Genomic DNA, 18779 nt, shown 5'->3' on the forward strand with positions numbered 1-18779 from the left:
GTGTCGCCGGGAGCCGCGAGGACCTGCGCCTCCCTGAGCCCTGTGGAGGGACGAGCCCTCAGACGGACCGCTCGACGCGGATTCCCGCCTCCGTGAGCTCGCGCAACGCCGCGGCACTCGCCTCCTCGGAGACGCCCGCGACCAGGTCCTCGAGCACGCGGACCTCGAGCCCCGCCCGTCGCGCGTCGAGTGCCGAGGCGCGCACACAGTGGTCGGTCGCGAGTCCCACGACGTCGAGCGCGGTGACGCCCCGCTCCGCGAGCACGGCGCCGAGCTCCTCGCCCGCCTCCGTCGTGCCCTCGAAGGCCGAGTAGGAGGGGCGGCCCTGCCCCTTGAGGATCTCCACGTCGATCCGAGCGGTGTCCAGGGCCGGGTGGAACCGCGCGCCGTCCGTGCCGGCGACGCAGTGGACGGGCCAGCTGTCGACGAAGTCCGGCTCCACCGCGAAGTGGCCGCCGTTGTCGGAGTCGCCCTCGTGCCAGTCGCGGGAGGCCAGCACCGCGGAGTACCGGTCGGCGTGCGCCGCCAGATGCGCGGTGATGCCCTGGGCGACGGCCGCGCCGCCTGTGACGGCGAGCGCGCCGCCCTCGGTGAAGTCGTTCTGCACGTCGACGATCAGGAGTGCGGTGGTCATCGTGGGCCTTCCGGGAGGAGGTGGAGAGGAGGAGCGGGAGGTCGACCCGTCCGGGTCAGGAGTCGGAGAGCGAGGATCCGCAGCGGTAGACGCCCGTCACGAGGGTGTCGATCGCGGTCTTCGCCGAGTCGGAGACGTCGCCGAGAGCGTAGACCGCGAAGGTCAGCTCGGTGCCGTCCGCCGCGGTGACCACGCCGGCCAGGGTGTAGCCGGTGTCGATCCAGCCCGTCTTCGCGCGCACCGCGCCGTCGGCCGCGGCGTTGTCGCCGGCGAAGCGGTCGGAGTAGGAGAGCGAGCCCGTCCGGCCCGACACCGGCAGGCCGTCCAGGAGGATCCCCAGCTGCCCCTCGCGGGCCTGCACCTTCCGGAGCAGCTCGGTGAAGTACGCCGGCGCGACCGCGTTGTCGTCGCTCAGGCCGGAGCCGTCGACGATCGCGATCCCGGACGTGTCGACGCCGTAACCGGCGAGCCCCTGCAGCACACCGGCCTGCTCGGCAGCGAAGTCGCTGCCCGCGCCGGTGCGGATCGCGACGAGTCGCGCGAGCATCTCGGCGATCGCATTGTCGGAGACGAGCAGCATCTGCTGCACGAGCGTGCCGACCGGGGCCGACTCCACCGTGCCGAGAACCGCCGCGCCCGCGGGAGCCGTCCCGGTGGAGACCACGGGCGAGCCGTCCAGCTCGTCGGCGAACGCCTCTCCGGCCCGGCCGACCGGATCCGTGCCGCGCTCGGAGGTCGAGGCCGTGGGGTCCTCGCGATCGCCGTCCACCTGGAGCGCCGTGATCTCGGGCATGTAGCCGTCGACCTGCTCCTTGCGGTTCCAGCTCGGCTGCCAGGTCTCGCCCGAGTAGAGGGAGGAGTCGAGCACCAGCGACGTGATCGGCGTCCCGGCGGTGGACGGGTCCGCCTCCCAGGCGCTCTCGACCTGCGCCGCGAGGTCGTCGAGGTGGGCCGCTCCGGCGTAGGTCGACTCCCGGCCGGTCGGGAGCCGGGTCAAGGTGAGGTCTCCCCCGCCGACGAGGACGACGCTTCCGGGCTCGCTCCCGCGGACCACGGTGGTGGCGATGCGCGTGTCCGGGCCGAGGACCGCGAGCGCCGACGCGGCCGTGAGGATCTTGAGGGCGGAGGCGGTGCGGGACGCGGTCCCGCCCCCGCGGTCGAACAGGACCTCGCCCGTCGCGGCGTCGACCACACGCGCCTGCATCGAGCCCAGGCGCGGGTCGGCGGCGAGCCCCGCCACCGAGCAGGTGCGGAGCGCCTCGGCCGCCGCTTCGGCGGTGGGCCGCGCCGTGGCCGTCGGCGTCGGTGTGGGAGTCGCGGTGGCGGTCGGGGTCGAGGCGACGGGCAGCGCCCCGGGCTCCGCGGCGCTGCCGAGGGCCGTCCCCACGCCGAAGGCGCCGCCACCGAGCACGGCGGCCACGAGCACCGCAGCGACCACGAGAGTGCGGCGACGGCGGGGAGGAGGCGTGTCGGTCATCCGCAACAGGGTAGCGACGCGAGTTCGACGCGACCTGGACGCCGCGGATGAGGCCGGGAACTCGCGGATCCGGCCGGGACGTCGCGGATGACGGGAGAGGGAGCCGCCTGTGGGAATCGAACCCACGACCTTCTCATTACGAGTGAGACGCTCTGCCGACTGAGCTAAGGCGGCGTGCACGCGGGGCCTGAGCCCCGGACACGATTACACAGCATAGCCTGCTCGCGCCCCCGGGCGTGAATCAGGACGGCGCGGTCGAGCAGAGGCTCCGCGACGGCGGCGGCGACCGCCGCGCTCGGCTCAGGCGAGCGCGACGCGGAGCTCCTCGAAGGAGCGGGCGATGCGTCCGGGCAGGGCCTCCCGGCCGTCGTGATCGACCCAGGCCGCCCAGGCGTGGCGGACGGCGGCGAGCCCGAGGAGCGTCAGCATCCGCGCCCGGCTGCGCACCCGCTCCGCGTCGTCGTCCTCCTGGCCGAGACGCTCGGCGACGAGCCCCTCGACCGCGAGCTCGAACTCGCGCATGCCCGCGATCTTCAGACCGACCAGATGCGGGTGCTCGCGGAAGAGCGCGCGGCGGAGGACGTGCAGCTCCCGGTCCTCCTCGAGCGGCTCCTCCATCGCGGCGACGAAGACCCGCTGCAGGTCCTCGAGCACGGCGCCCCGGCCCGCGACGAACGACGCCGCCGTCTCGTCGGCGATGACCGGGAGCCCGCCGACCAGCGCGTCCTCCTTCGAGGCGAAGTAGTTGAAGAAGGTGCGCGTGGAGACGTCGGCGGCGCGCGAGACGTCGTCGATGGTCACGCGCTCCGGCCCGCGCTCGCTAGCGAGGCGGAGGACGGCGATCTCGATCGCCCGCCGCGTGGCCAGGCGCTTGCGCTCGCGGAGCCCGGGCTGCTGCTCGCGGGACCGCTCCTGCTCGGTCAGCACTTCGGGTCCACCTCCGGGACCGTCCCCTCGAGCAGGTACGCGTCGACCGCGTCGTTCACGCAGGACGTCGACTTGTTGTAGGCCGTGTGGCCCTCGCCGTCGTAGGTGACCAGGTGTCCGGCGGAGAGCTCGCCCGCGAGCGCCTGCGCCCACACGTAGGGCGTCGCGGGATCGTTCGTGGTGCCCACGACCAGGATGGGCGCCGAGCCCTCCGCGGTGATCGGCTCGCGGGAGCCCTCGAACGCCGCCGGCCACTCGCTGCAGAGGATGTCGCCGTAGGCCATGTAGCGGCCGATGGTCGGCGCGGCCTGCTCGAGAGCGGCCTCGTCGGCGCGCATCGAGGCGGTGTCGGCGTCGTAGGAGTAGTCGACGCAGTTGATCGCGAGGAACGCCTCGGTGGTGTTGTCCGCGTACCGGCCGTCCGCGTCGCGCCCGTTGTAGGCGTCCGCGTACTGGAACGCGACCGCGGGGTCGCCCCGGCGCACGCCGGCCAGCATCTCGCTCAGCGCTCCCCACGCCGTGGCGTCGTAGAGCGGGTAGACGATCGCGGTGAACAGCGTGCTCGCGCCGAGCTCACGGCCGTCGGCGGCCCGGATCGGCGAGGCGTCAACGTCCTCGAGCATGCGCTTCAGCTGGGCCATCCCCGCGTCGACAGTGCCGGTGAACGGGCAGTCGTCCGAGCGGAGGCAGTCGGAGAGGTAGGCGCGCAGTGCGCTCTCGAACCCCTTCGCCTGCTCGCGCACCACGTCGAACGAGGTGGCCGCCGGGTCGATCGCGCCGTCGAGGACGAGGCGGCCGACCCGGTCCGGGAACAGCCCGGCGTAGGTCGCTCCGAGGAACGTGCCGTAGGAGTAGCCGAGGTAGTGCAGCGTCTCGTCGCCGAGCGCCGCGCGCAGCACGTCGAGATCACGGGCGGCGCTCGGGGTGCCGACCTCGGGCAGCAGCGGCCCGCTACGCTCCTCGCAAGCGGCGGCGAACGCGGCAGCGGTCGTGCGCTGCGCCTGGATCCACTCGTCGCTGCCCCGCTCCCCCGGCGTGATGTCGTAGAGGTAGGAGTCGAGCCCCGCGGCGTCGAGGCAGGAGACCGCGGTGGAGGCGCCCACCCCGCGCGGATCGAAGCCGACGACGTCGTACCGGGCGGCGAGCGCGGAGTCGACCGCGTAGTCGGCGCTGTCGCGGACGAAGTCGACGCCCGACGCTCCCGGTCCGCCCGGATTCACGAGCAGGGACCCGATCGCCGGGCCCTTCGTCGCGGGTCGGCGCACCAGAGCGATCGACGCGATCTCCCCCGAGGGGTCGTCCCAGTCGAGCGGGACGGTCGCGTCGGTGCAGAGAGCGCCGTCGCCGCAGTCGTCCCAGACCAGCACCTGCGAGTAGTAGCGCTCCAGGGAGTCGTCGACGGTCTGCGGATAGGGGGTGGAGGTCCGGTCGACGCTCGGGCCGGGCGCGAAGCAGCCGGTCAGGAGGGACGCGGCCGCGACGAGCGCGACGACGACGGCCGAACGGCGCCCCCGCCTCACGCGGCCACCGGACGGCGCGCCGCGACGACGAGCAGCGCCTCGAGAGCGAGGACCGGGGAGACGTTCGCGTCGATCCGCTGCCGGGCGGTCGCGATCGCGTCGAGGACGGCGAGCGTGCGGTCGGGCGGAGTCGCGTCGGCGAGCGCGGTCATCTCGGTCCGGACCTCCTCGTTGATGACGCCTCCGGGCGCTCCGAGCTGGAGGCGCACCACGTCGCGGTAGAGGGAGAGCAGGTCGACGAGGATCCGGTCGAGGCCGTCGCGGAGGCTCCGCGTCGCGCGTCGCTTCTGGTCCTCCTCGAGCGCCCGCAGCTGCGAGCGGAGCTGCGCGGGCACGGTGCCCCCGGGCTCGACGCCGAGCGAGCGCAGCGCCTGCTGCCGCTCGGCCTCGTCGCGCTCGAGGGTGATCGCCTTGGCGTCCTCGGTCGCGACCTCGATCATCCGCGCCGCGCCGAGCACCGCGTCCGAGACGCCGCGGAGGCGCAGGGCGATGCGGAGCGTCTCCTCGCGCCGCTCGCGCGCGTTCGCGTCGGTCGCCAGGCGGTGCGCCATCCCGATGTGGCTCTGAGCCTGGCGGGCGGCGCGCTCGGCGGTCTCGGGGTCGACCCCGTCGCGGCGCTCGAGGAGACCGGCGACGTCCTCGACGCTCGGCACGCGGAGCCGCACGGAGCGGACGCGGGAGCGGATGGTGGGGAGCAGATCGGCCTCGCTCGGGGCGCACAGGATCCAGACCGTGCGCTCCGGCGGCTCTTCGAGCGCCTTCAGCAGCACGTTGGACGTGCGCTCGCTCATCCGGTCGGCGTCCTCGATGACCATGACGCGGTAGCGCGACACCGAGGGCGAGTACTGCGAGCTGCTGACCAGCCGCCGCACCTCGTCGATCGAGATGATCACGCGCTCGGTGGTCAGCACGGCGAGGTCGGGATGGGAGCGGGCGGCGACCTGGCGGCAGTCGGGGCACTCCCCGCAGCCGCCGTGGCGGCAGAGCAGTGCGGAGGCGAACGCGTAGGCGAGGTTCGAGCGGCCGGACCCGGGAGGGCCGGTGATGAGCCAGGAGTGCGTCATCGACGACGACTCCCGGCCACGGTCGTCCCGGGGCGTCGAGGCGTCCTGCAGGGCGCCGATGGCGTGCTCCTGCCCGACGAGCTGGCTCCAGACGGTCATGCAACCAGGCTAACCGCGAGCACCGACAGCCGACGCGCCGTCGAGGAGGACGGCGACCCGCTCCCGCACCGCGGCCGCGATCTCCTCGACGGGGAGAGCGGCGTCCACGACGAGGAAGCGCTCGGCGTCCGTCTCGGCGATCGCCAGGAACGCCTCGCGCACGCGCCCGTGGAACTCCGCCTTCTCGGCCTCCAGCCGGTCGAAGCGGGTGCGGGCCGCGTCGAGCCGGCCCCGCGCGACGGCGGGGTCGAGGTCGAGCAGGACGGTGAGGTCTGGCCTCAGGTCGTGGGTGGCCCACTCCGAGAGCCGCCGGACCTCGACGGCGTCGAGGACCCGCCCGGCTCCCTGGTAGGCGACGGAGGAGTCGATGTAGCGGTCCTGCACGACGACCTCTCCGCGCTCGAGCGCCGGTCGCACGAGCGTGCCGATGTGCTGGGCGCGGTCCGCCGCGTAGAGCAGGGCCTCGGCCCGCGGGTCGATCTCGCCGCGGTGGTGCAGAACGATCTCGCGGATCTGCAGGCCCACCTCGGTGCCTCCGGGCTCGCGGGTGCGGACGACGGTCTCGCCCCGCGTGCCCAGCCACTCCTCGAGCAGCCGGGCCTGCGTGGTCTTGCCCGCGCCGTCCCCGCCCTCGAGGGTGACGAACAGCCCGGTCACGACTCCGTCGCGTCCGACGTCTCGGCGGCGGCCGCCGCGGCCGCGCGGCTCGCGGCGGTGGCGCGGGGCGCGGCGGGCTTCTTCGCTGCGGTCGTCTTCTTGGCGGCCGCCGTCGTCTTCGCCGCGGTCGTCTTGGCCGCGGTCGTCTTGGCCGCCGTCGTCTTGGCCGCCGTGGTCTTGGCCGCCGTGGTCTTGGCCGCCGTGGTCTTGGCCGCGGGCTTCCTGGCAGGCGCGCGCTTGGCCGGAGCCTTCTTGGCCGGGCCCTTCGCGCGCTTGTCGGCGAGCATCTGGACCGCCTGCTCGAAGTCGATCTCCTCGATCGTGAGGCCCTTGGAGATCGTGACGTTGGTCTCGCCGTCGGTCACGTAGGCGCCGAAGCGTCCGTCGCGGATCCGGATCGGCTTGCCGCTGACGGGGTCCGCCTCGAACTCCTTCAGCGCGCTCGACGCGCGTCGCGCCCCGTACTTCGGCTGGGCGAAGATCTCGAGCGCCGTCGGCAGGTCGACCTCGAAGATCTGGTCCTCGCTGGTGAGCGACCGGCTGTCGGTGCCCTTCTTGATGTACGGGCCGTACCGGCCGTTCTGAGCCGTGATCGGCTCGCCGCTCTCGGGGTCGTCGCCGACCGTGCGCGGCAGGTCGAGCAGGCGCAGCGCCGTCGCCAGGTCGATCGACGCGACGTCCATCGACTTGAAGAGGGAGGAGGTGCGCGGCTTCACGACAGCGGGCTTCTTCGCGCCGCGCTTCGCGGGCGCGGGCTCGACGACCTCCCCGGTGGCGGGATCCGCCGTGGTCTCCGGCTCCGGATCGACCTCGGTCACGTAGGGGCCGAAGCGCCCGTCCTTGACGACGACGGTCTTGCCCGAGTCGGGGTTGCTTCCCAGCACGCGGTCGGTCTGCACCGGGGCGTCGACGAGCTCCTGCGCCTTGGCGGGCGTGAGCTCGTCGGGAGCCAGCTCGAGCGGCAGGTTGACGCGACGCGGCGTCTCCTGCCCCTCCTCCTGGGCCACCTCGAGGTAGGGGCCGTACTTGCCGATGCGCAGGGTGATGTCGTCGGTGATCCGGACGGAGTTGATGCTCTTCGCATCGATCTCGCCGAGGTTGTCCACGACGTGTCGGAGCCCGGGGTGCGTGCCTCCGCCGAAGTAGAAGCGGTTGAGCCAGGCGACGCGGTCCTCCTCGCCGCCGGCGATGCGGTCGAGGTCGCCCTCCATCTCGGCGGTGAAGTCGTACTCCACCAGGTCGGAGAAGAAGTCCTCGAGCAGCCGGACCACCGAGAAGGCGATCCAGTTGGGCACGAGGGCGGTGCCGCGCGGAGTGACGTAGCCGCGGTCGACGATGGTGGAGATGATCGACGCGTAGGTGGAGGGCCGGCCGATGCCGAGCTCCTCGAGCGCCTTGACCAGGCTCGCCTCCGTGTAGCGCGGGGGCGGCGAGGTCTCGTGGCCCTTGGCCTCGACCTCGGCGACGACCAGGCTCTGGCCGACCTCGAGCACCGGCAGCTTGGCGTCCTTCTCGTCGCGGGCGCCGTGACGCTCCTCGTCGCGCCCCTCCTCGTAGGCGAGGAGGAATCCGCGGAAGGTGATGACGGTTCCGGAGGCGGTGAACTCGGCGGTCTTCGCGACGTCGCCGGCCGGCTCGGCGAGCAGCGTCACGGTGGCGGTCGAGCCCTTGGCGTCGGCCATCTGCGAGGCGACGGTGCGCTTCCAGATGAGCTCGTAGAGGCGGAGGTCGTTGCCGCGGAGGGTGCCCGAGAGCTGGTCCGGGGTGCGGAAGGTCTCGCCCGCGGGCCGGATGGCCTCGTGCGCCTCCTGCGCGTTCTTGTTCTTGCCGGAGTACAGGCGGGGCTTGTCCGGGACGGTCTCGGCTCCGTAGAGGGACGCGGCCTGAGTGCGTGCGGCGTTCAGCGCCTGCTGCGAGAGCCCGGGCGAATCGGTCCTCATGTAGGTGATGAAGCCGTTCTCGTAGAGCGACTGCGCGACGCTCATCGTCTGGCGCGCCGAGAAGCGGAGCTTGCGCGCCGCCTCCTGCTGGAGCGTGGACGTGGTGAACGGGGCGGCGGGGCGGCGCGAGTACGGCTTGGACTCGAGGTTCGAGACCCGGACCGTGGTGGCGGGGTCGCGCAGCGCCTCGGCGAGGGCACCGGCGGTGGACTCGTCGAGGACGGTGACGTCGCCCTTCAGCTGACCGCGGTCGTCGAAGTCGCGGCCGCTTCCGATCCGCTTGCCGTCGAGCCGCGCCAGGCGGGCGTCGAAGCCCGCCGCGGCGTCCGACTCGGGCGCCAGCACGGTGGCGAGGTCCCAGTAGCTCGCCGACACGAACGCCAGGCGCTCCCGCTCGCGGTCGACCACCAGGCGGGTCGCGGCCGACTGCACCCTGCCGGCCGAGAGCCCGGGGCCGACCTTGCGCCACAGCACGGGCGAGATCTCGTAGCCGTAGAGGCGGTCGAGGATGCGGCGGGTCTCCTGGGCGTCGACCAGGGAGGTGTCGATGTCCCGGGTGTTGTCGCGCGCCTTCTGGATCGCGTCCTTCGTGATCTCGTGGAAGACCATGCGGTGCACGGGGACCTTGGGCTTGAGCTCCTCGAGGAGGTGCCACGCGATGGCCTCGCCCTCGCGGTCCTCATCAGTGGCGAGGTAGAGCTCGTCGGCGTTCTTCAGCGCGCGCTTGAGGTCGGCGACCGTCTTCTTCTTCTGGTCGGACACGACGTAGTAGGGCTCGAAGCCGTTGTCGACGTCGACGGAGAACTTGCCCAGCGGGCCCTTCTTCAGCTCCGGGGGGAGGTTCTTCGGCTCGATGAGATCGCGGATGTGCCCGACGGAGGCGAGCACCTCGTAGCCGTCGCCCAGGTACTGGGCGATGGTCTTGGCTTTCGCCGGCGACTCGACGATCACCAGCTTCTTCGTGCCGGACACAGTTCTCCTCGATTGGTGCTGTCGGGTCGGACGACCAGTGGTCCGACGTCCCCTGCTGCGGGGAGACGGTGCGCGGCGACGTGGTGCGGGGAACGGCGACGCGTCCCCATCGGCGGGGGCGCCCGACAGGCACACCATACACACTGACCCCGGACGTGCTGCCCCCTCCCGAGGACACGGGGACCTCGGGAGGACGCTGGACACGGCCTCGGAGCCGCCTGCCCGGCCTGCCGTCGACGGGGGTGACGCGCGGCGCCGATCGGCGCATGATGAGGCATGGCAACGACGCACACCACCACGACCTCCGCCTACACGGCCAAGCTCCTCGACGGACCGCTGGAGGGCAAGACCCTCCGCCGGGGACACGGCGACGATCAGGCCCCCGCCGCACGCCTCGAGATCCCCGGGGCGAGGGCGGGCTCCCGCTACATCTACCTCCTTGCCGGCGGCCTCGAGCACGACGAGGGCGCGGGCGCCCTGCCGACCGCCGCCGCGTACCGGTACCAGCGACTCTCCTCCGACTGACGCGCTCCCGCGGCGTCGTCCGCACCTCGGTCCGGGCGACTCCCGCTGCTGCCTCCGCCCTCAGGGCGGCGGGCCGGCCCTCGACCGCGCCGTGAGGGAGAGCGGACCCGCGGCGACGGCCGCCTCCGTTCTCGCGACGCCGCCGTCGACGTCGCAGAGGACGAGCTCGGCGCCGTTCGCGCGGGCCACGGCGGCGGCACGTCCGCACGGATCCCCGGCCAGCAGGCCGGAGGCGACGTCGGCCGCTGCCAGGGACGAGGCGTCCGCGGCGGCGACCGCTCGCTGGTGCCCGACGACTCCTGCGCAGCCGGCGAGGACGGCGGCCGTCACCAGGATCGTGCCCGCGACGACTCCGATCGCCACGACCGCGGCCGATCCCTCCTCCCGGTCGCGGACAGCCCCGGGGAGCCGGCGGATCATCCGCCCCCGCCCAGCGCGCAGGACCGGACCGAGACCGGGAGCGAGACCGCCGGGAGCGGGTGCAGCCGGGCCGCGACGTCGACGCAGACCAGTCCGTCCTGCTCCCCCGCCGTGAGCGACGACCCCGTCACCCGGGCGAGCGGCGCGCGGGGGTCGTCGCCCCGGGCCGCGGACCGGGCCGCGTCGGCGGCCGCGTCGACGAGCCGGACGTACTGCGCCGAGGCCGCTACCGACCCCAGGCACAGCGCCAGCACCGCGACCACCGCCGGGAGCACGAGCGCGAGCTCGGCAGTGGCCGAGCCCTCCTCCTGGACGAGCCGCCCGCGCAGCAGCGGAAGGCCTCTCATCCCGCCGCGGTGAGCGCGCGGGTCACCAGGTCGGTCAGGATGCTCCGCACCTCGTCGCCCTTGAGGATGACCACCAGCAGCCCGGCGAAACCGACCGCGGCCATCGTCGCGATCGCGTACTCCGCCGTCGCCGACCCCTCCTCGTCGCCCAGAGCGCCGAGACCTCCCCACCCGGGTCGGCGCCACTCGACGCGCCCCGCGGAGACGTCGATGCCCGTTCCTCCGCCGGACGCCGCACCTCCGCCGCTCCTCGAGCCCCGGCTCGTTCCGGGCACACGACTTCCCGCATCCCTGCTCCTACCGAGTCCTCGACTCCGGGAGACTCCCCCGCCGCTGATCGCCGTGTCACTGCTCATGTGTCCTGCTCCGTTCCGCCCCGCTCCATGCCCCTCCTCCGAGGATCGCTGACTCCCGATCCCACCGATCGACCCTCCGGCCGATCCGTGGAGACGCCTCCCGATCCCGCCCCTGTGGAGGAGCGGTCGACCGCGTCACGCCGCCACCGAGAACGTCGAGAGCAGCACCGAGACGACCATCGGAGCCACTCCGAGCAGCAGGAACGCCGGCAGCACGCAGACTCCGAGCGGCAGCATCAGGGTCACGCCGAGCCGAGCGGCTCGCTCCCGCGCCCCGGAGGACGCCCGTGCCCGGACCAGAGCCGCCTCGCTCCGGAGCAGGCGTCCGGCCGGCACGCCCGCCGCCGCGGAGAGGGCGAGCACCGGGTCCGCGTCGGAGAGCACGCGCTCGCCCGAGTCGAGCCCGCACTCGGCGAGCGCCGCCACGACCCGGGCGCGCGACGACTCGATCGAGCCGCCACCGGCCAGCGCCACCGAGAGGAGGTCGAGCGCGAGCCCGGGCGCCGGATCGGCCGGGGCCGCGCTTCGGACGAGGCGCCGCGTCCACGCGTGCGCGGCCGCCATCAACCCGGCTCCCCCCACCAGGCAGACCGCACCGGGCACCGTCCCGAGGAGCACGCCGACCACGTCGAAGCCCAGCAGTGCCCCCAGACCCAGCGCCGCCAGCGGCAGCGCGCTCACGACCCTCCCGGTGGCGGAGGGACCGGCCAGAGCCACCTCGATGTCCCGGCGGGCGCGCGCCAGCTCGCGCAGGGACTCCGCCAGCTCGCCGAGAGCGGCGGCGACCGGCGCGCCGGAGTCGGCGGCCACCCGCCACGCGGCGGCCAGCGCCGCCCACGCGGTCGCCTCACCGGTGTCCGGCGCTCGCCGTCGCGGCCGCTTCCGCTCCGAGCCGCTCCGCCGCGAAACCGGCGTCCCGCGCAGCAGCGCCTCCGTCACGTCGCCCCCGCGGCCGGCCTCCTCCGACACCGCCCGGAGCAGTCGCCGCCGCCGCGCGTCCCCGCTGTCCGCCCCCTCCTCCTCCGCGAGATGCCCGAGGGCCGACGCGGGAGCCACTCCCGCCGCGAGGAGGACGGCCAGTCGGTGCACGACGGCCGCGACCTCGTCCAGCCCGTCGCGGCCCGTCACGCGCTCGACCTCGAGGCGCTCGGGAGCGACCCGTCCTCGACCCTCAGGCGGCCGGCCGCGTCGAGCGCGAACGTCCCGGATGCCGCCAGCCGCCGCCGCCCGTCGCGGCGCTCGAGGTGGAGCACCAGGTCGATCGCGCTGACCGTCTGGCGGGCGATCGCCTCGGGCCCGAGTCCCGCGAGGACCCCGAGCGCCTCGAGACGCGCGGGCACGTCCTCGAGGGAGTTCGCGTGGAGGGTCCCCGCACCGCCGTCGTGCCCGGTGTTCAGCGCGGACAGCAGCTCGCGCAGCTCGACGCCGCGGCACTCGCCGAGGACCAGGCGGTCCGGACGCATCCGCAGCGCCTCCCGCACGAGCCGGTCCAGGCCCACGGCACCGGCGCCCTCGAGGTTGGGCTGCCGCGCCTCGAGTGAGACGACGTGCGGGTGCGCCGGCCGGAGCTCGCCGACGTCCTCGATGGCCACGATCCGCTCGGTCGGCGCCGCGCACCCGAGCAGGGCGCCGAGCAGGGTGGTCTTGCCTGATCCACCGGCTCCCGTGATCAGCAGGTTCCACCGCTCGCGGACCGCCCGGCGCAGAAGCCGCACTCCGTCGTCGTCCAGCATCCCGGCCGCCTGCAGCTCCCCGAGCGTCCAGGAGTCCGACCGCGGCACCCGCACCGACACGAGCGCTCCCCCGGTCGCCACCGGCGGCAGCACGACGTGCACGCGGACCCCGTGGCGGAGCCTGACGTCCACGCACGGGCTCGCCTCGTCGACGTGCCGTCCACCGGCCGCGACCAGCGCGACGGCCAGCCGCCGTGCTCCGGCGGCGTCGAGCGTCCACTCCGGAACCCGCTCCGCACCACCGCCCCGGTCGATCCAGAGGCCCGCGCCGCCGTTCACGAAGAGGTCGGTCACCGCGGGATCCGCGGCGTGCGGCGCGAGCAGCCCGAGACCGGCGGCGGCGGGCCGCACCGGCAGCGGGTCGCGGCGGTGCTCGGCGGGGACGAGGGGGACGAAGTCGCGGGTCATCCCGGCACGCTAGGAGCCCGTTCCGCGCGCCGGGGCGCTCCCTGCCCGATCGGAGGAGAGACGCCCGCGTCGGCGCCTGTGGAGGAACGACCCGGGCCGGACGCGCGCGCAGGGGCGGCCCGGGGCTCTCGGCAGGGAGCCCCTCCGAGGAGGGTCCCCACGGCGCAGAGAAGCCCAGTCGACGAGGAGACGTCCCGGCATCGCGGAAACGCCCCCGCGAGCAGGGCTCGAGCGGGGGCGTCCCTCCGCCGGATCCGGCGGGAAGAAGGGGGCGGCACCCATTGGGGGGAACAGGTGCCGCCTCGGCGGCGCTGGATTGGGGGGAATCACTTGCGCCGCTGGGCCGAAGTTCATTCGGCCGTATGCAACTGTAGGGGACGGATCGCGATTCGCCAAGCCCGGATCCTGTTCTCTGCGGACTCTTATCCGACACCCGCCCCGCACCCAGCTTGCGGCGCTCGGCGATCCGCGCTGGAGGCGGGCGCTACGGTGGTGCGACGCCGACCGCGCGGGCCGGCGAACGTCTCACTCGCGAAGGAGCGAATCGCAGATGTCCACTCCCCCCGACGCCCCGGCCGCCGACCGGAACGCCATCGACAACCTCCTCCACGAGACCCGCCGGTTCCCGCCGCCGGCCGATCTCGCCGCCGGAGCGGTCGCGACCGCCGCGCTCTACGACGAGGCCGCGGCCGACCGCCTCGCCTTCTGGGCCGACCGGAGCCGAGAGCTCCTGCACTGGCACCGGCCGTTCACGCGCACCCTCGACTGGAGCGAGCCCCCGTTCGCGAAGTGGTTCGACGACGGTGAGCTGAACGTGGCCTACAACTGCCTCGACCGCCACGTCCTGGCCGGCCACGGCGACCGCGTCGCCCTGCACTGGGAGGGCGAGCCCGGCGACTCCCGCTCGATCACCTACGCCGAGCTCACCGCCGAGGTGAAGCGCGCCGCGAACCTGCTCACGAGCCTCGGCGTCCGCGCCGGCGACCGCGTGGCGATCTACCTGCCCATGATCCCGGAGGCGGTCATCGCGATGCTCGCCGTCGCCCGGCTGGGGGCGGTCCACTCCGTCGTCTTCGGCGGCTTCAGCGCCGAGAGCCTGCGCGCGCGCATCGACGACGCGGAGGCGACACTCGTCATCACCGCCGACGGCGGCTGGCGCAAGGGCGCCGTCTCGCCTCTGAAGCCGGCGGTCGACGCCGCGCTCGCCCTCGGCGGCGAGTCCAGCGTCCAGCACGTCCTGGTCGTGCGCCGCGGAGGCAACGAGGTCGCCTGGCACGAGGGGCGCGACCTCTGGTGGCACGAGGAGATCGTGGCGGTCGACGCCGACCACGTCGCGAAGCCGTTCCCCGCCGAGCAGCCCCTCTTCATCCTCTACACGAGCGGCACGACCGGGAAGCCCAAGGGCATCCTGCACACCAGCGGCGGGTACCTCACCCAGGTCGCCTTCACGCACCGCGCGGTCTTCGACCTGCACCCCGAGTCGGACGTCTACTGGTCGACCGCGGACGTGGGCTGGATCACCGGGCACAGCTACGTCGTCTACGGCCCGCTCGCCAACGGCGCCACCCAGGTGATGTACGAGGGCACTCCGGACAGCCCGCATCCCGGCCGCTGGTGGGAGATCGTCGAGAAGCACGGCGTGACGATCCTCTACGCGGCGCCCACGGCGATCCGCTCCTTCATGAAGCTCGGCCGGCAGATCCCGCAGCGCTTCGACCTCTCGAGCCTGCGCCTGCTCGGATCGGTCGGCGAGCCGATCAACCCGGAGGCGTGGGTCTGGTACCGCGACGTCATCGGCGGCGGCCGCACCCCCATCGTCGACACGTGGTGGCAGACCGAGACCGGCGCGATGATGGTGTCCCCCCTGCCCGGGGTGACGACTCTCAAGCCCGGGTCCGCGCAGGTCGCTCTGCCGGGGATCTCGATCGACGTGGTCGACGACGCCGGGACGCCGGTCGGCGCCGACGAGGGCGGACTGCTCGTGATCACCGAGCCCTGGCCGGCGATGCTGCGCGGCATCTGGGGCGACCCGGAGCGGTACGTCGAGACCTACTGGTCGAAGTTCGGCGACCGCTACTTCGCGGGCGACGGAGCGCGTCGCGACCAGGACGGCGACCTCTGGCTCCTGGGGCGCGTGGACGACGTGATGAACGTCTCCGGCCACCGCCTCTCGACCGCCGAGATCGAGTCGGCCCTCGTCTCGCACCCGGTCGTCGCCGAGGCGGCCGTCGTGGGAGCCGCGGACGAGACCACCGGCCAGGCCGTGGTCGCGTTCGTGATCGCGAAGGCGAGTCAGGCCGAGGCGCTGGCCCACGGGCACGACGAGCTCGAGGCCACCCTGAAGGCGCACGTCGCCGAGCACATCGGCGCGATCGCCCGCCCGAAGCGGATCTTCGTGGTGCAGGAGCTGCCCAAGACCCGCTCGGGGAAGATCATGCGCCGGCTGCTGCGCGACGTGGCGGAGGGACGCGCCGTGGGCGACACGACGACGCTCGCGGACACGCAGGTGATGGCGGTGATCTCCTCCGCGATCGCCGCGGACTGACCGGGCGCCGCCCCCTCCCGCCGCGTGGGCAGGAGGGGGCGGTGCGTCAGTCGAAGGCGACGATCAGCTCGACCTCGATGGGAGCGCCGAGGGGCAGCTCCGCCACCCCGACGGCCGAGCGCGCGTGACGGCCGGGCTCGCCGAACACGTCGCCGAGCAGCTCCGAGGCGCCGTTGATCACGCCGGGCTGCCCGGTGAAGCCGGAGGCGGACGCGACGAAGCCGGTGAGCTTCACGATCCGCGTCACCCGGTCGAGCGATCCGATCGCGTCGGCGACGGCCGCGAGCGCGTTGAGGGCGCAGGTGCGGGCCAGGTCCTTCGCCTGCTCGGGCGACACCTCGTCGCCGACCTTGCCGACCAGCGGCAGAGCGCCGTCGACGAAGGGGATCTGCCCGGCCGTGTAGACGAGGCCGCCGTGCACGACGGCGGGGACGTAGGCGCCGGCGGGGACCGCCACGGCGGGCAGCTCGACGCCGAGCTCCGCGAGGCGCTCGGCGATCACGCGCCGGCCTCGGCGACGGGGCGCTTGAGGTACGCGACGAGGCCGCCCTCGGGACCGGTCACGATCTGGACCAGCTCCCAGCCCTCGGATCCCCAGGTGTTCAGGATCGCCGTGGTGTTGTGGATCATCAGCGGGGTGGTGATGTACTCCCAGCGCGGGACGGACATGGCTCTCCTCGGGTGCGGCCGGTGCGGGACGACTGCTGAGCGCCGCGCGTCGGCGGGATGAGCGCCGCGGCTCGTCCGAGCGCGGCGACTACGCTGATTCTATGTCGGGGCAGGGCGGGACCAGAGTCGTGAAGACCATAGGGGGCGCCGTCGGCGGTCTGATCGGCATCGTCGCCATGAGCGTCGTCGCGGGAGTCCTGGTGGCCGCCTCGGTGACGCCGGCGATCGCGCTGAGCGGCATGGCCGCCGGCAACACGGTGGAGATGTTCGACAACCTCCCCGAGTACCTCGAGATCGGCACGCTCGCGGAGAAGAGCGACGTGTACGCGAAGGACTCCTCCGGCGGCGACGTGCTGCTCGCCTCCTTCTACGCCCAGAACCGCGTCGAGGTGGGCTGGGACGAGATCTCGCCGTTCGTGAAGGACGCCGTGGTCGCCTCCGAGGACCCCCGCTTCTACGAGCACGGCGGCATCGATCTGCTCGGCACCGTCCGCGCGGCCGCGACGACGGCCATGGGCGGGGACGTCCAGGGCGGCTCCTCCATCACGCAGCAGTACGTCAAGAACGTGCTCGTGCAGAAGGCGGAGGCGCTCAGCGATCCGATCGAGCGCGACGCGGCCTACCGCGAGGCCACGGAGACCACTCCGGAGCGCAAGGTCGCGGAGATGCGGCTCGCCATCGGGCTCGAGAAGGAGTATCCGAAGAACGACATCCTGCTGGGCTACCTCAACATCGCCCTGTTCGGCGGCACCGTCTACGGCGTCGAGGCGGCTGCCCGCTACTACTTCGGAGTGAGCGCGAAGGACCTCTCGCTCGCGCAGTCCGCCGCGCTCGTCGCGATCGTGAACAACCCCGAGAAGTTCCGCTTCGACCGGCCCGGCGACCCGGCGAACCCCGCCGCGGAGGGCTACCCGCAGACCCGGGACCGGCGCGACTACATCGTCACCCGCATGGACCTCGAGTCGAAGGTGACGTCCGAGCAGGCGCAGGCGGCCGTCGCCGAGCCCGTGACGCCGGACATCACCGAGCCGAGCACCGGCTGCCAGACGGCCGGAGTCGCGGCCTTCTTCTGCGACTACGTCACCTGGGTCATCAAGAACGACGACGCGTTCGGTGCGAGTCAGGACGAGCGCGACGCCACGTTCAAGCGCGGCGGCTACCGGATCTACACGACCCTCGACTCCGACCTGCAGCAGGCCGCCGTCTCGGCCACCGACGACTGGGTGCCCAAGTCGATGGCGAACGTGAACATCGGCAGCGCGAGCGTCTCGGTCGAGGTCGGCACCGGCCGCATCCTCGCGATGACCCAGAACAAGGACTACTCCAACGATCCGGACCTGACGGGCCCCAACTACACGAGCGTCAACTACAACACCGACTTCGGGTACGGCGGCTCCTCGGGATTCCAGGTCGGCTCGACCTACAAGGTGTTCACCCTCGCGGAGTGGCTGCAGGAGGGGCACTCGCTCGGCGAGAGCGTCGACGGCACCCGCCGCGCCTACACGACCTTCCGTGACAGCTGTGAGCCCGACGGCGTCTACTACGGCGAGTCCTGGAACCCCGGGAACGACGAGGGCGGCAACGGAGGAGTGACCACGGCCCTGCAGGCCACGACCGGCTCGATCAACACCTCGTTCGCCGCCATGGCCCAGCAGCTGGACCTCTGCGGCATCCGCAACACGGCGCTGGCGATGGGCGTGCACCGTGCCGACGGGACCGAGCTGCAGAAGCTCGCGCCGACCATCCTCGGCACCAACGAGATCGCTCCGCTCACGATGGCCACGGCCTTCGCCGGCTTCGCGAACAAGGGCACCGTCTGCACGCCCATCGCGATCGACCGGATCGTCGACCGCACGGGCGCGGACGTCGCGCCGCCCTCCTCCGAGTGCAGCCAGGGGATGTCCGAGGAGGTGGCCGCGACCGCCGGCTACGCCCTGCAGCAGGTGGTGACGGGCGGCACCGGAGCCCCCTCCAACCCCCGCACCGGGGTGCCGCACATCGGCAAGACCGGCACCACGGACGACGCGCTGCACACGTGGATGGTCGGCGCGAGCACCGAGGTCGCCACCGCCACCTGGGTCGGCAACGTGACCGGCTTCACCTCCATGCGCGGGTTCAGTCTCAACCGGGTGAACGCCGGTCAGGTGCGCCACCAGATCTGGCCGCGCATCATGCGCGTCGCCGACGCGAGGTACGGCGGGACGGCGTTCCCGGCTCCCGTCCGCTCGCTCGTCGACGCTCCGCAGGAGGCCGTGCCCCAGGTCACCGGCCAGAGCCCCTCTGCGGCGGCCGCACGCCTGCGCTCCGTCGGCTTCACGGTCCGCGTCGACACTTCTCCGGTCCCCTCCGACCGCCCGGCAGGGACGGTCGCGCAGACGAACCCGCCCGCCGGGTCGCGCGTCTCCCGGGGCGCGGAGATCACCCTGAAGATCAGTGCCGGACCGGGCGCCCCGCCCCGCGCGGGCTGAGCCCCGGCACCCCCGGCT

Annotated in this window: 17 protein-coding genes and 1 tRNA gene; 3 read left to right on the forward strand and 15 right to left on the reverse strand. The window is 73.4% G+C overall.

What is annotated here, in order from left to right:
• Window positions 1–58: 58 nt before the first annotated feature.
• The 8 genes from C5C44_RS10310 to topA form a co-directional block, all read right to left on the reverse strand.
• Window positions 59–634, reverse strand: coding sequence for a nicotinamidase (locus C5C44_RS10310; protein WP_104222209.1), 576 nt, complete (start codon window positions 632–634; stop codon window positions 59–61).
• Between the two features lie 55 nt (window positions 635–689).
• Window positions 690–2111, reverse strand: a complete 1422-nt coding sequence (gene dacB, locus C5C44_RS10315; RefSeq protein ID WP_146084333.1) for a D-alanyl-D-alanine carboxypeptidase/D-alanyl-D-alanine-endopeptidase — start codon at window positions 2109–2111, stop codon at window positions 690–692.
• Between the two features lie 101 nt (window positions 2112–2212).
• A tRNA-Thr gene (locus tag C5C44_RS10320) sits at window positions 2213–2285 on the reverse strand.
• Between the two features lie 126 nt (window positions 2286–2411).
• The gene (locus C5C44_RS17030) at window positions 2412–3038 is read right to left on the reverse strand and encodes a TetR/AcrR family transcriptional regulator (RefSeq protein ID WP_181074884.1); all 627 of its coding nucleotides are present in this window, start codon (window positions 3036–3038) and stop codon (window positions 2412–2414) included.
• A complete protein-coding gene (locus tag C5C44_RS10330; RefSeq protein ID WP_104222205.1) occupies window positions 3032–4558 on the reverse strand; it encodes an alpha/beta hydrolase in 1527 nt (508 codons plus the stop codon). The genes C5C44_RS17030 and C5C44_RS10330 overlap by 7 nt, the downstream gene beginning before the upstream one ends.
• The gene (locus C5C44_RS10335; RefSeq protein ID WP_104222203.1) at window positions 4555–5721 is read right to left on the reverse strand and encodes a DNA polymerase III subunit delta'; all 1167 of its coding nucleotides are present in this window, start codon (window positions 5719–5721) and stop codon (window positions 4555–4557) included. The genes C5C44_RS10330 and C5C44_RS10335 overlap by 4 nt, the downstream gene beginning before the upstream one ends.
• Before the next feature lie 9 nt (window positions 5722–5730).
• Window positions 5731–6378: a dTMP kinase gene (gene tmk, locus C5C44_RS10340; RefSeq protein ID WP_104267511.1), complete on the reverse strand. Its 648-nt coding sequence runs from the start codon at window positions 6376–6378 to the stop codon at window positions 5731–5733.
• A complete protein-coding gene (gene topA / locus C5C44_RS10345) occupies window positions 6375–9290 on the reverse strand; it encodes a type I DNA topoisomerase (RefSeq protein WP_104250600.1) in 2916 nt (971 codons plus the stop codon). The genes tmk and topA overlap by 4 nt, the downstream gene beginning before the upstream one ends.
• Before the next feature lie 276 nt (window positions 9291–9566).
• Here topA and C5C44_RS10350 point away from each other — a divergent pair, with 276 nt between their 5' ends.
• Complete coding sequence (locus tag C5C44_RS10350) at window positions 9567–9815, forward strand: hypothetical protein (RefSeq protein WP_104335804.1); 249 nt, start codon at window positions 9567–9569, stop codon at window positions 9813–9815.
• A 60-nt stretch (window positions 9816–9875) separates the two neighbouring features.
• On the opposite strand, the gene C5C44_RS10355 is transcribed toward C5C44_RS10350, so the two are convergent.
• The 5 genes from C5C44_RS10355 to C5C44_RS10375 all read right to left on the reverse strand — a co-directional run bounded on the left by C5C44_RS10355 (window position 9876) and on the right by C5C44_RS10375 (window position 13079).
• Window positions 9876–10235: an Rv3654c family TadE-like protein gene (locus C5C44_RS10355; RefSeq protein WP_104222195.1), complete on the reverse strand. Its 360-nt coding sequence runs from the start codon at window positions 10233–10235 to the stop codon at window positions 9876–9878.
• Window positions 10232–10582: a TadE family type IV pilus minor pilin gene (locus C5C44_RS10360; RefSeq protein WP_104250598.1), complete on the reverse strand. Its 351-nt coding sequence runs from the start codon at window positions 10580–10582 to the stop codon at window positions 10232–10234. Before C5C44_RS10360 ends, C5C44_RS10355 begins: the two co-directional genes overlap by 4 nt.
• Window positions 10579–10857: a DUF4244 domain-containing protein gene (locus tag C5C44_RS10365; RefSeq protein WP_244229600.1), complete on the reverse strand. Its 279-nt coding sequence runs from the start codon at window positions 10855–10857 to the stop codon at window positions 10579–10581. The genes C5C44_RS10360 and C5C44_RS10365 overlap by 4 nt, the downstream gene beginning before the upstream one ends.
• Window positions 10858–11073: 216 nt before the next feature.
• Window positions 11074–12066: a type II secretion system F family protein gene (locus tag C5C44_RS10370; protein ID WP_104335805.1), complete on the reverse strand. Its 993-nt coding sequence runs from the start codon at window positions 12064–12066 to the stop codon at window positions 11074–11076.
• Entirely contained in the window at window positions 12063–13079 is a 1017-nt protein-coding gene (locus tag C5C44_RS10375) for a TadA family conjugal transfer-associated ATPase (RefSeq protein WP_104233736.1), read from the reverse strand. The genes C5C44_RS10370 and C5C44_RS10375 overlap by 4 nt, the downstream gene beginning before the upstream one ends.
• Before the next feature lie 550 nt (window positions 13080–13629).
• Here C5C44_RS10375 and acs point away from each other — a divergent pair.
• Window positions 13630–15624, forward strand: a complete 1995-nt coding sequence (gene acs, locus C5C44_RS10380) for an acetate--CoA ligase (RefSeq protein ID WP_104222187.1) — start codon at window positions 13630–13632, stop codon at window positions 15622–15624.
• A gap of 46 nt (window positions 15625–15670) precedes the next feature.
• On the opposite strand, the gene C5C44_RS10385 is transcribed toward acs, so the two are convergent.
• Together C5C44_RS10385 and C5C44_RS17035 are read right to left on the reverse strand one after the other, a co-directional pair.
• Complete coding sequence (locus C5C44_RS10385) at window positions 15671–16126, reverse strand: RidA family protein (RefSeq protein WP_219827846.1); 456 nt, start codon at window positions 16124–16126, stop codon at window positions 15671–15673.
• Window positions 16123–16293 carry a hypothetical protein gene (locus C5C44_RS17035; protein ID WP_164861113.1) on the reverse strand — a complete coding sequence of 57 codons (171 nt, stop codon included), beginning with the start codon at window positions 16291–16293 and terminating at the stop codon, window positions 16123–16125. The genes C5C44_RS10385 and C5C44_RS17035 overlap by 4 nt, the downstream gene beginning before the upstream one ends.
• Before the next feature lie 128 nt (window positions 16294–16421).
• Here C5C44_RS17035 and C5C44_RS10390 point away from each other — a divergent pair, with 128 nt between their 5' ends.
• The gene (locus C5C44_RS10390) at window positions 16422–18761 is read left to right on the forward strand and encodes a transglycosylase domain-containing protein (protein ID WP_181132791.1); all 2340 of its coding nucleotides are present in this window, start codon (window positions 16422–16424) and stop codon (window positions 18759–18761) included.
• The last annotated feature ends 18 nt before the right edge of the window (window positions 18762–18779 follow it).

Origin of the sequence: Rathayibacter sp. AY1F6 (assembly GCF_002932035.1) — a bacterium.
Classification (GTDB): domain Bacteria; phylum Actinomycetota; class Actinomycetes; order Actinomycetales; family Microbacteriaceae; genus Rathayibacter.